The following is a 12,433-nucleotide window of genomic DNA, read 5'->3' as shown; positions in this document are numbered from 1 at the left end:
CGGCGCCGGTCTTACGGAGAAGCCGGGGGCGGGGGAAGCTCCCCGCCGCTGTCGACGCCTTCACGCTGGAGCTCGCGGTCGATTCCCTCCAGCAGGCCGGACCGGGGTTTCTCGGGCTCGCGCTTCTTTTCGTCCGTCTTGGGCGTTGTGGCCGAGAAGAGCGCGGGATCGGCGGCCGGGGCCTGGGGGGTGTCGCCCGGCGGGGTGGCGCCACCGAGCCGGGTATCGATCTCGCCCAGGACCACGGCCGGGTCGGTGAGCTCCGGCCCGGTTCCCGCTTGCTCCGGCGGAAGGTCGGCGACCGGGGGCTTCGGCGCGCCGGCCGGCGAAGATCCCGTGCTTCCCAACGTTTCATCGACGCTCTTGACCACCGCCTTGGCGGACGCCGCCTCGGGCGCACCCGGCTTCGTGGGCGGTGCGGTGGCGGCCGGCGCTTCCGGCTCTTCGGAGGACGAGAACGGATTGAGGAAGCTGAAGAACCCCCTCTTCTTTTTCTCCGCCGGCGGGGCGTCCGCCGCGGGCGTCTCTTCGGCGGCGGCCTGCTGCTCCCCGGTGCCGGTTCGCGGCGCGGGCGGTTCCTCGGTTTCTGGCTCGCTACGGCGCCAGGAGAACGGGTTCAGGCGGCTGTACCAACTCCGTCTTGTCGCGTCTTCGTAGTCATAGCCTTGCTTGGTGACGAACCGCGTCGGTTCGGCGGCGGCGGCCCCTGCCTCGGCAGCGGGCGCCGGCGTCGCGGTACTCGCCGAGGGTGCGTTCCCCGCGCCATCCCGCGTGGCCGCCGGCAGCTTGGCGAGTTCGGCCCGCGCCTTGGGGGCGGCGGGCGTGTCGGGATAGGTGCTCAGGACCTTCTCGAAGCGCTCCCGTGCCGCCTGGTAGCGTTGGTCCGTCACGTAATAGTTGCCGATGTAGAGTTCCCGCTCCGCCAGGTGCACCTGCGTTTCCGCCAGTCGCTCGCGCGAGTCGGCAACGTGCTCGGAGTCCGGATGGTCGCGGATCACGGATTCGAAGTGGCGTCTCGCCGCCCGGACCTTGTCAAGGTCCCGGTCGACTCCGGTGAACTGTTCCAGGTTCACCCGGCCAAGCTGGTACTTGACGAAGGAGGCGTTTGCCCCGGTGGGTTGAAAGGTGAGGTAGTTGTTGTACGTCTCCTCGGCCTGCACATATTCCTCGTTCTTGTAATAGGCCTCGGCGATCTTCAACTCGGCGGCTTCGGCTTCCTTGCTGAAGGGATACTCGTCCCGGAGCCTCTGGAAAAACGAGATGGAGCGCGCGTACCGCCCCCTCTCGAAGTAGTCGGTGCCGTCCTTGTAGAGGGCTTCGGCGGTGGGAGTGGCTTTGGACTTGGGATCGGAGCGGAACAGGTCGCCGACCGCGCCGGTAAGGTCCGTCAGCTTCGGGATCCTCGAGGGCTCCCCCGTGGGCGAGGCGCAGCCGCTCAGGGCCAACGCCCCCAGAAGCGCGGCCAGCGCGAAGTTCAGATGGTACCGTGCTTGCATTTGAGTGCCCTCGGCTAGTTGATGAAAAAGCCTATCATGGCCCCGGAGTGGCCTCAAGACATGCGTGCCTTCCCCACTGCCGGATCGTCGTGCCCGCGAAACAGGCTGTGTCAAAACGTAGGCTGTGTCAAAACGTCGCCCGGACAAGAATTGGCACCAACCCCCGAATTGGCACCAACCCCCGAGTCGTCTTTCCCGCGGAAGCGGGAATCCAGGGGTGGCGCGGCGGAGAAACGCCTGTGTAGTGTCCCACCACACAGCCTGCCTCCCGGAATTGATGAAACGGAGCGCGAAAATGACCCGGTTTGCATGCCGCGGGACGATCCTGTCGCATGCTCGCCGCGGGCGGCGGTGTTTGCATTTGCTGAAATTATTGATTGTCAAGAAACGGGTTAGGTGCTATGGGAATCCCTAACCGCCGGTTGTGACCCATCGACGGTGGGAAGCAGCGGCGCGCCAGAGGAGCCGGAGCGGGAAAAAAACCCCGGCCCGAGCCTCGGAAGGCAAGGGCCGGGGTTGCGCCAGAGGAGCCGGAGCGGGAAGTACTTGGACCCCGGCTCTAAGTCTGGATGAAGGTGAAGCCCGAGTGCGCCAGGGGAGCCGGAGCGGGAATGTTAAAGGACCCCGGCCCTGACCTTGGTAAACGGTAAAAAAACCAAGGTGAGGACTCCCTGGCGCACTCGGGTGCGTTAAGAACTACCGCTGCGACGCTCCGAAAGCTCCCAGCACTGCCCCGCCAGGGGTCACTGCATCGAACTTCCCGGCAACGGCTTTCGGGAACCTGTCTTCCGCGTCGATGGTCGCCCGAGTCTCCGCGTCGAAGAACGAGCCGACCCAAGTGCCGGGGTCGCTGCTTGTTTTGCCTCCGCCGAAGTTGATCTCGGTCGTACCACTGAAGTTGGACGCTCCATCCGACAGGTCGGCCTCCTCCAGAGTAACCACCCAAGGGACGGAATCCGTGTCGTTCAGGGTGAAGCCCGAGATGCTTCCTTCAATGCTGCCCGCCGCGGCGGCGTCGTCGAAATCAGCGGTCAGCGTGGCGTTTGCCGTGAAATGCCCCGCCGAAGAGTCCGAGTGGACGCCCGCGGAGAACGTCTTCGTCACGAATTTCCCGGCCGCGGTGCCGGAGTAGGTCGCCGAGCCTTCCAAGGCGGTGGCGACGGTCGCCGCGTGGTTTTCGGTCGAGTTGATGAACACCTCAACGTCCCAAGGGTCGTCTTCGTCCCTGGGCTTGGTGAGCCACCAGCCAAAATACACGTAGCTGGTATCGGGGACCTTGACGGTCGCCAGATTGGAATTGGGCGTGAAGCGCCACATATCGGATATAGCCAAGTCACCCTCTGCGTCGGTCGTGAGCTCACAGCCACCGGCGTCGATACATTCATAGGTGCCGTCGACACCATCGAAGCTACCCGAGAAATTGGCGTCATTGCCGCTGGTACCACCAAACTCCACGGTCTGACTTACACCGGTCGGGAAGCTGCTCGAGCTAGCCTTTCTCAGACGGGCCGCGTCGTTCAGGATATCGCCCCGGACCGCCAGGAGATACACGTCGTTGAACTTCCTGTCGGCGGGGGCGTCGATGTCGGTGTACAGCACTACGGTGTTTCGCCCTTCGGTCAGCATGACCGGCGTCCAATCGCTGGTGCCGGCCTGACCGGTTGTGTCCTCGTAGCTGTCGGTCTCGACCGTTACCTCGCCAGCCGCATCGCGTTCGATCATTACGGCGTTGTTAGCGGTTGTCCCCAAGTCCCGGTTAACGTTCGTGACGTCGACGGGATCGGTCGTGCTGGGGGTGTCGGCCCTGTTCAACAACATTGCCGCGCGGAGCTTCTCTTCGTCGGACATCCGCTGTGCTCTCATCCTATCCGCCTCGGTGTCTCGCTGCTCCTCCTTCAGCATCTCGAGCTCTGTCTGGAGATCCGCGACTTGCTGGCGCAGACCCGGATTCGCGTCGGTGCCGTCGCCGTCTAGTTCCAGATTGGCCGCATCAAGTTGGGTCTGGAGGCCGTCCCTCTCCGTCGTCAGGCCGTCCCTCTCCGTCGTCAGAGTGCCGACCTGACCAGTCAAGTCGGTGACCTGTCCGCCGAGAGTCATGATCTGGGTGTTCAATCCAGTGATCTGGTCATTCAGACCCTGGATCGTCTGCCCGTCCTCGGGACGACCGTTGGCCAGCAGCTCTTCGGCCTGCGCCTTATAAGCATCCCTCATCCCTGTCAGCTCGGTGATCTGACCGTCGAGGCCGTCGATCATTCCGTTCAAGGCCGTGATTTGCCCATTGAGGTTGAGGACCTCTGCGTTCAGGCTCGCCACTTGACCATTGAGGCCCTCGATCTGTGTGGTCATGCTCGTGACTTGGCCATTGAGGTTGCCGACCTGCGAGGTCAAGTCCACAATCTGACCATTGAGACCGTCGATCTGTGTGTTCAGGCCGCCGATCTCAGCATTGAGACCGTCGATCTGTGTGTTCAGGCCGCCGATCTGGGCCGTCAGATCCGCGATCTCCTGCGTATCTTCCGGGCGACCGTTAGCCAACAGTTGATCCAACTGCCCCTGAAGATGGTCCCTCATCCCTGTCAGGTCGTCGACCTGCGTCACCAGCGCGGACTTGTCGCCCTCTAACGTGGCGATCTGACCCCGCGCGGTGCTCAGCATCTCGGTCAGACTATCAACCTGCCCCTGCAAGTCCTCCGCCATCGTCTTGTAATCGTCCCGCTCACTCTTGATGCCGCTGTTGCTGCTGCATGCGGCCATGAACAGCACAAGGGCTGCCGCGATCAGCAACCGGATTACTCCGCTATCCTTACGCACTCCGTTCATTGTGAACTCCTTTCCTGCATGAGTTGTCGCCACTCTTGATTTTTGCGGTTCCATGCCTCACCCGTTTCCGAATCTGTTCCCAGGCACTGTGGTTCGCCTCCCTTCCGATTCTGCAGATCGCACTCCACCCACTAATTCTGCGACATTATAGACATCATCAGTGTATTTTACGTGAACTATAGGGTTTTAAAGGTGGTTTTATCGTGACTATTGCGGTATATTTCCACATTCAAGGACTGGTGCAGGGGTTGTCGGGACAGGCGTCCCCGGCGCGCCGGCGGGCGCTCCCGGACCGGCGAGGTTATTTCAAGGTTTCCGGCGGGTTCGGAGGACCGAGACATTGAAACATCGCGGCGCGGACAAGGCAGGGAAGACGAAGACGATGGTCAACGCCACGCCGATCCGGACCGAGGACGGAGAGGTGGAGGCGGTGGGGGTGTCGCCGCGGGACCTGATGCCGCTGGAGGGGCCGGAACGGGCTCGCGCGGAGTTCCTGGGAATGTTGAACCACGAGCTGCGCGCGCCGCTGGCGTCCATCAAGGGTTCGACGGCGACGGTGCTGGGGGCGCCCTCGGACCTGGACCCGGCCGAGATGCTCCAGTTCTTTCGGATCATCGACGAGCAGGCGGACCACATGCGCGGCCTGATCCGCGATCTTCTGGACGCGGGGCGCATCGACGCCGGCACCCTGCCGGTGGCGGCGGAGCCGTCGGAGGTGGCGGCGCTGGTGGACCAGGCGCGGAGTACGTTCCTGAGCGGCGGCGGCGCGCACGCGCTGCTCATCGACCTGCCGCCGGACCTGCCGCGGGTGATGGCGGACCGGCAGCGCATGGTGCAGGTGCTGAACAACCTGCTCGCCAACGCGGCGCGGTACTCGCCGGGGTCGTCGCCCATCCGGGTGGCGGCGGCGCGGGACGGGATGCACGTGGCGCTCTCGGTCTCGGACGAAGGGCGGGGGGTGGCGGCGGAGTCGCTGCCGCTGCTGTTCCACAAGCACGCGGGGTGGGACGGGGGCAACGGAGAGTCGGAGTCCGGAGGGTCGGGCCTGCGGTTGGGGCTGGCCATCTGCAAGGGGCTGGTGGAGGCCCACGGTGGCCGGATTTGGGCGGAGAGCGGCGGTGTGGGCCAGGGCACCCGGTTCACGTTCACCATCCCCGTGGCCGGCGAGGCCGAGGCGGGCGGCGCCCGGGATCGGTCCCGTCCGTCCGGGGAGCGGCGCGAGCTCACGCCGATCCTGGTGGTGGACGACGACCCGCAGACGCTAAGGCACCTTCGCGAGGCCCTCACGGCCGCCAACTACGCTCCCCTCGTGACCGGCGATCACCGGGAGCTGCCGCGCCTCATCAGGGCGGAGCGACCCGAGCTGGTGCTGCTCGACCTGGTGCTGCCCGCGGCCGACGGCATCGAGTTGATGGAGAGCATCCCCGAGCTGGCCGACCTGCCGGTGATCTTCATCTCCGCCTACGGCCGGGACGAGACCATCGCGAAGGCGCTGGAGGCCGGCGCCGCGGACTACATCGTCAAGCCCTTCTCACCCACGGAGCTGACCGCGAGGATCCGCGCGGCCCTGCGCAAGCGCGCCGTGCCGGAACCGTTCGTGCTGGGAGACCTCGCCATCCACTACGAACAGCGGCGGGTGACCGTGGGCGGCCGCCCCGTGCAGGTCACCGCCACCGAGTACGAGCTGCTGCGCGTGCTCTCGCTCAACGCCGGGCGGGTATCGACGTACGACGCCCTCATCCGCCAGGTGTGGCGCGGACAGGACTCGGGCGACCCCGAGCTCGTGCGCACCTTCGTCAAGAAGCTCCGCCGCAAGCTCGGCGATGACGCGGCGCGGCCCGCCTACATCTTCACCGAACGCGCCGTCGGCTACCGCATGGCGAAACCCGGCGACCTGTAAGGGCACGCCCAGGTATCCTCCCGGTCCGGGCGACGGCCCGCGCGCCGTTGTCGTGCCGCTGTCTTCTCCGGTCTACCCCTACCTGCCCCTTTGTTCCCGAACCGGCTTGCCGGAACGCGTATATTCGTCAAGTTGCTATAAAAACATGGCAACTTCGATAACGATGCGCTATACCGAAAATCGGGCCTGCCATCCTCGACACCGCCGCCCGAAGGGGCCGCGCGGCGCGTCCGGCCGTCTCCGGCGGGCCGCGATGGACAGGGAGGCGGTCCCGGTGAGGCGCCCCGATTTCCCGGAGAGCCCGAAGGGTAGAGCGTTGGAACATCCCGGTGAATTCAAGCCCGAGAAAGGGGCAGCGCGCGACTGTCCCGCGCCGCCGAGCGCGGCGATCGTCGAGGCGCTGATGGATACGTCACCGGTGGGCGTGGTTGTGTTCGATGCGCGCCGCGGAGAGCCGGTGTCGCTCAATCCGGAGGCGAAGCGGATCGTCGAAGGGCTGCGCGCGCCGGGGCGCTCGGCGGCGCAGGTGCTGGAGGCGGTGCGGTGCCGGCGCGCGGACGGGCGCGAAGCGGCGCTGGACGAACTGGGGAGGGCGGAGCCGCTACGCGCCGAGGAGGTCCTGCTGCTGGCCCCCGACGGCCGCAGCGTGAAGACGCTGGTCAACGCCACGCCGATCCGTTCCGCGGGCGAAGAGTTGGAGTCGGTGGTGGTGACGCTGCAGGACCTGACGCCGCTGGAGGACTTGGAGCGGCTGCGGGCGGAGTTCCTGGACATGGTGAGCCACGGACTGCGCGCGCCGCTGACGTCCATCAAGGGCTCGGCGGCCACCGTGCTGGAGGCGCCGGCGGACCTGGACCGGGCCGAGATGCTGCAGTTCTTCCGCATCATCGACGAGCAGGCGGACACCATGCGCGGGCTCATCAGCGACCTGATGGATGCCGGGCGCATGGACGCGGGGACCCTGTCGGTGACGGCGCAACCGTCGGAAGCGCGGGCCCTGGTGGATCAGGCGCGGAACACCTTCCTGAGCGGCGGGAGCCGGCACACGGTGCTCATCGACCTGCCGCCGGACCTGCCGCGGATGATGGCCGACCGGCGGCGCGTCGTGCAGGTGCTGCACAACCTGTTGGCCAACGCGGCGCGGCGCGCGCCGGTGTCGTCGCCGATCCGGGTGGCGGCGGCGCGGGACGGGACGCACGTGGCCATCTCGGTGTCGGACGAAGGGCGCGGCGTGCCGCCGGAGTTGCTGCCGCGGCTGTTCCAGAAGCACCCGGGCGGGGGCAACGGGGAGGGGCTCGGGCTGGTCATCTGCAAGGGGCTGGTGGAGGCCCACGGAGGCCGTATATGGGCGGCGAGCGGCGGCCCGGGCCAGGGCGCGCGCTTCACCTTCACGCTGCCGGTGGCCGAAGGGGAGCCCGCGGGGCCTCCCCGGAGCCGTTCCCGCCCCCCTCGGGAACGCGAGCCGACGCCCGTGCTCGTGGTGGACGACGACCCGCACGTGCTCCGCTACGTCAAGGACGTCCTCGCCAACGCGGGCTATTCCCCCCTCGTCACCGCCGACCATCGGGAGTTGTCCCGCATCATCGGGACGGAACGGCCCCGGTTGGTGCTCCTGGACCTGATCCTGCCCGGGGCCGACGGCATCGAGTTGATGGAAAGCGTCCCCGAACTCGCCGATGTGCCGGTCATCTTCATCTCCGGCTACGGCCGCGACGAGACCATCGCAAGGGCGCTCGAGGCCGGCGCCGCGGACTACATCGTCAAGCCCTTCTCGCCCACGGAACTGACCGCGCGGGTGCGGGCGGCTTTGCGCAGGCACATGGAACCCGAACCCTTCGTGCTGGAGGATCTCGCCATCCATTACGAACAGCGGCGGGTGACGCTGGGCGGCCGCCCCGTGCGCCTCACCGCCACGGAGTACGACATGCTGCGCGTGCTCTCGGCCAACGCGGGACGGGTATCGACGTACGAGGCTCTCATCCGCCAGGTGTGGCGCGGGGAGGATTCGGGCGACCCGGAACTCGTGCGCACCTTCGTCAAGAAGCTCCGCCGCAAGCTCGGCGACAATGCCGCGCGGCCCACCTACATCTTCAACGAACGCGGCGTCGGCTACCGCATGGCGCGGCCGGCGCGCGCGGACGCCTGACGCCCCTCACCCGAAACTGTCCGCAAAGGCCTGCCGCTGCTCGGTGCTGCCGAGCATGATCAGCTCGCTCCCCTTGTGCAGGGACGTGGAGGGCGGCGGGTTGGTGACGACGAGACCGTTCTGCTGGATGCCGACGACGGTGAGGCCGGTGCGCTCGGAGACGGCGCAGCCGCCGAGGTCGCGGCCCACGAGGGAGGACGGCGCGGGCACCACGAACAGCTCCACGCCTTCGCCGATGACCAGCAGTTCCTGGCCGTGGAGTTGAGCGAAGATGTCCTCGACACCCTGGGAGGTGTAGCTGAGGGCGAAGTCGGCGCCGGCGCGGTAGATGGCTTCGAGGTTCCGCGAGTGGGTGATGCGGCTCAGGATGAGGACCTCGGGGTTGAGCCGGCGGCAGTAGACCGCCAGGTAGATGTTCATGGCGTCGTCGCTGCCGGACAGCACCACCGCGGGGGTGTTGCTGAGACCCGCCTCCATGATCAGGTCCCGGTCCGCGGCCTCGCCGAGGAAGAGCCGGCTGGGAATCTCGCCGATGCGCGCCCGCAGGGCCTCGTTGCGCTCGATGAGATGCACGTCCACTTCCTTGCGCCGCAGCGCCCGGGCCGTGGCCCGCCCCACCTTGCCGCCGCCGATGACGAGCACCGGGTTGTAGTTGATGTCGTAGATCACCAGCAGCAGGTTGAGTTCCAGGATCTGCTGCTCGGTGCCCGCCACCATCAGCAGGCTGGAATGGGAGAGGTACGTGTCGGGCCGGGCGGGCAGGAGCTTGCCGCGATCCCACACGCTGACGACCTCCAGGCCGGTGGCTTCGCGGATTTGCGTCTCGCGAATGGTGCGGCCGGCGAACGGCGTGTTGTGCACGGCGAACTCGGCGATTCGCAGGTCGCGGATGCCGCCGATGACGTGCACCTCGGCATGGCCGGCGTTGACGCGGTTGGCGAGCCGTTCCGCGAGTTGCTGGTGCAGCGGCAGCACATGGGTGCAGCCGCTCAGTTCCAGCACGTCGATGGCGTCCTCGGTCTCGGCGGTGGCGATGATGGGGACGTTTGGGGCCATGTCGCGCGCCGTGATGGTGATGTTGGTGTTCACCGCGTCGCCGAGGTTGGCGAGGATGAGACGCGCGCGTGACGCCCGCATGTTGACGTAGGTCTGCCGGCTGTCCACGTCGCCGGCGATGACCGAGAGCCCCTCGCGGTGCTTGCGGGCGGCCTCCGCGGGGTCCGGCTCGATGACGCGGTAGGGGATGTCGTAAAGGGCCAGCCGCTCGATCAGGCCCGTCGCCAGCGCGTCGTAACCGCAGATGATGACGTGGTCCGCGAGGTCATCCGGCACTTGGCGGGGCGCGCGGCCGCGTATCTGGGATTCCAGCCACGGCCCGTAGAACGAACGGATCAGGGTGAAGGGCAGCAGGATGAGCAACAGGATGATGCCCGACAGGAGGACGAGGATGCTGAAGATCCTTCCCAGGTCGCTGTCGAAGACGATGTCGCCGAACCCCAGCGTGCTCATGACCGTCAGGGCCCAGTAGAACCCCGTGACCCAGGAGTGGTCCTTGCCTTCCACGCCGACCATGATGACGTGGAAGAGGACGGAATAGACGGTGATGATGCCCACGAGGATGCCGACGAACTTGAGCAGCACCCCGAGGTTGCGCCGGGTTTCCGGATGCTCCATGAAGGAGACGAGCAGGCTGACGAGGACTTTCACGACAAGACCGTAAGTGCTTCAGGACCTCTTTTGGGGACCACGACAGGGTCGGCCCGGGTCAGCTCTCCGCCAGCCAGCGTCCGATGCCCACGAGCTCCGAATCCTTGCGAAAGTAACCGAGCAATTGAACGCCCAGCGGCATTTCGTCGAGCGCCAGCAGCGGCAGGTTCAGGGTGGGAACGCCCACCACCGACGAGAGCTCGCCGTAGATGGAGTTGCCCACCGGCATGCCCACGGGCGCGGCGTCCACCGAGTTCAGCGTGATGAACGCGTCGGTGCCGCGCGCCATGGCTTCCCATTGCCGGCGGAAGGCATGGCACCAGTCCAGCGCCCGCGCATAGTCCGCGGGTGTGAGGCTCCGGCCCGCCTCCACCCGCTCCCGTACGCGCTCGCTCAAGAGCTCGGGGCAGCGGTCGGCGTAGAGCGCCAGCGGGTAGCGCCCTTCATAGGTGAGCATGAGCAGGATCACCTCGGGCAGTTCCCGGAGCTTCCGCTCCAGCGCCTCCACGTCGGGGTCCTCGGCCCGGCCCGCCACCGCCACGCCCCTGGACCGCAACGTCTCCACGTAACCTTCGAAGACCGCCCGGGTGTCGTCCGCGGTGACGTCCCATCCGGCGCTTTCCAGCCGGACAACCCGCCCGGGCTTGCGCGCGGGCGGCAGCGTGGGCTCGCCGTTGAGACTCGGATGGCCCGGGTCGCCGCCGGCGCCGTGGGAGATGTACCAGGCCGTGCCCCACATGTCCTCCAGGGTGCCCGCGAGAATCCCCAGATGGGCCAGGCTTGGGGCCGACGGGAATCCCCCCAGGGTGTTGATGGCGCCGTAGGAGGCCTTGATGGCGTAGGTGCCGCAGTAGGCCGCCGGCCGCAGCACCGAGCCGCGCACCTGGGTGCCGGTGGCCGCCGGCACCATGCCCGCGCCCACCGCGGCGGCGCTGCCGCTGGAGGAGCCCCCGGGCGTGCGCGACACGTCCCACGGGTTGCGGGTGGGTCCGGGGGCGGCAAAGGCGAACTCGGTGGTTACCGTCTTGCCCAGGATGAGCGCGCCGCCCTTGCGCAGGGCGTGGACCGCGGCGCCGTCCCAGCCGGTGTGGAAGTCCTTGAGCACCGGGCTGCCCACTTCCATGGGCATGTCCTCGGTTTCGTGGACGTCCTTGATGGCCAGGGGCATGCCGTCCACTACCGAGAGCGGCCGTCCGTCCTTGTAGCGCGCGCCGGCGGCGTCGGCCGCCTTGCGGGCGCCGTCCACGTTCATCCGCACGAAGGCTTTGACTTCCGGCTCCAGCGCGTCGATGGTCTCCAGGCAGCGCTCGAGATACGCCCGCGGGGTGTCGCCGCCGTCGAGAAAGGAAGGGACCGCGGACGCGTAGCACAAGAGCTTCGCGGTCGCGGGGTCGTAGGGAACTTTCCGTCCAGCCATGGGCTCCTTTCGGGGTTGCGCGCGCCGCGTCGTCGCGGCGGCCTGTCCACGGGCCGTCACGGGCGCGTGAATACTTGGCATTATAGACAACAAAATGCCAAGACAAAACGATGAACAACCCATGGATTCCCGCTTCCGCGGGAATGACGGTTCGGGGGGTCCGTGTGCTCGCGGGAGTCCTCCTCCTGGCGACGGTCTGCGCCGCCCCGGCCGCGGCGTCGGAGCGCCTGCTGGTTTTCGCCGCCGCCAGCCTTCAGGGCGCGGTGGACGCCGTCGCGCAAGGCTTCGAGCGCGCGGGCGGCGCACGGGTCGCGCTCTCCTTCGCCGCCAGTTCCACCCTGGCCCGGCAGATCGAGCAGGGCGCCGCCGCGGACGTCTACGTGTCGGCGAGTCCCAAGTGGATGGACCGGCTGGAGCGCCGGCGCTGGCTGCGGCCGGGCACCCGCGGCGACCTGCTCGGCAACCGGCTGGTGTTGGTGGCGCCGGCGGGGAGCGCCGCGCCCGTGACCATTCATTCCGGGTTTCCGCTGGTCCGCCTCCTGGAGGGAGGGCGGCTCGCCATGGGTGATCCGAGCTACGTCCCCGCGGGAGTGTACGCCAAGGCCGCGCTCCAGACCTACGGGGTGTGGAAGGCGGTGGCGGGCCGGGTGGCCGGCACCGCGGACGTGCGCCGGGCGTTGGCCCTGGTGGCGCGCGGCGAGGCGCCCTACGGCATCGTCTACGTCACCGATGCCCTTGCGGACCCGAAGGTGGCGGTGGTGGGCACCTTTCCGGTGCACTCCCACCCGCCCATCCACTATTCGGTGGCCGTGCCCGCCGCCAGCGACCACCCGCAGGCCGAGCGGTTCCTGAGCTTTCTCTGGTCGCCCAAGGCCCGGTCGGTGTTCGAGGCCCACGGCTTCACGGGGCGGGAGCCGTAGTGGCGCGTTCCACCGATCCCTTGACCC

Annotated in this window: 7 protein-coding genes; 3 read left to right on the top strand and 4 right to left on the bottom strand. The window is 67.6% G+C overall.

Annotated elements, in window-relative coordinates:
- Nucleotides 1-11: 11 nt before the first annotated feature.
- Together bamD and OXF11_17465 are read right to left on the bottom strand one after the other, a co-directional pair.
- On the bottom strand, nt 12-1,496 hold the full coding sequence (gene bamD, locus OXF11_17470; protein MCY4488889.1) for an outer membrane protein assembly factor BamD: 1,485 nt from the start codon (nt 1,494-1,496) through the stop codon (nt 12-14).
- A gap of 696 nt (nt 1,497-2,192) precedes the next feature.
- Nucleotides 2,193-4,280: a hypothetical protein gene (locus OXF11_17465; protein ID MCY4488888.1), complete on the bottom strand. Its 2,088-nt coding sequence runs from the start codon at nt 4,278-4,280 to the stop codon at nt 2,193-2,195.
- A gap of 376 nt (nt 4,281-4,656) precedes the next feature.
- Here OXF11_17465 and OXF11_17460 point away from each other — a divergent pair, with 376 nt between their 5' ends.
- Nucleotides 4,657-6,216 carry a response regulator gene (locus tag OXF11_17460; protein ID MCY4488887.1) on the top strand — a complete coding sequence of 520 codons (1,560 nt, stop codon included), beginning with the start codon at nt 4,657-4,659 and terminating at the stop codon, nt 6,214-6,216.
- Between the two features lie 316 nt (nt 6,217-6,532).
- Complete coding sequence (locus OXF11_17455) at nt 6,533-8,362, top strand: response regulator (GenBank protein ID MCY4488886.1); 1,830 nt, start codon at nt 6,533-6,535, stop codon at nt 8,360-8,362.
- 6 nt (nt 8,363-8,368) lie between these two features.
- On the opposite strand, the gene OXF11_17450 is transcribed toward OXF11_17455, so the two are convergent.
- Nucleotides 8,369-10,069: an NAD-binding protein gene (locus OXF11_17450; protein ID MCY4488885.1), complete on the bottom strand. Its 1,701-nt coding sequence runs from the start codon at nt 10,067-10,069 to the stop codon at nt 8,369-8,371.
- Between the two features lie 58 nt (nt 10,070-10,127).
- The gene (locus tag OXF11_17445; protein ID MCY4488884.1) at nt 10,128-11,486 is read right to left on the bottom strand and encodes an amidase; all 1,359 of its coding nucleotides are present in this window, start codon (nt 11,484-11,486) and stop codon (nt 10,128-10,130) included.
- A gap of 143 nt (nt 11,487-11,629) precedes the next feature.
- On the opposite strand from OXF11_17445, the gene modA reads away from it, so the two are divergent.
- Nucleotides 11,630-12,406, top strand: a complete 777-nt coding sequence (modA, locus tag OXF11_17440) for a molybdate ABC transporter substrate-binding protein (GenBank protein MCY4488883.1) — start codon at nt 11,630-11,632, stop codon at nt 12,404-12,406.
- Nucleotides 12,407-12,433 lie beyond the last annotated feature (27 nt).

It is taken from the genome of Deltaproteobacteria bacterium (assembly GCA_026712905.1).
Lineage (GTDB): Bacteria > Desulfobacterota > Binatia > UBA9968 > JAJDTQ01 > JAJDTQ01.
The sequence above is the reverse complement of the archived record's forward strand: the minus strand, read 5'-3'. Positions and strand labels throughout refer to the sequence as shown.

Bases quoted from the DNA above. Each gene is read 5' to 3' on its own strand.
- bamD (MCY4488889.1), bottom strand. From the start codon at position 1,496: ATGCAAGCACGGTACCATCTGAACTTCGCGCTGGCCGCGCTTCTGGGG.
- OXF11_17445 (MCY4488884.1), bottom strand. From the start codon at position 11,486: ATGGCTGGACGGAAAGTTCCCTACGACCCCGCGACCGCGAAGCTCTTG.
- modA (MCY4488883.1), top strand. From the start codon at position 11,630: ATGACGGTTCGGGGGGTCCGTGTGCTCGCGGGAGTCCTCCTCCTGGCG.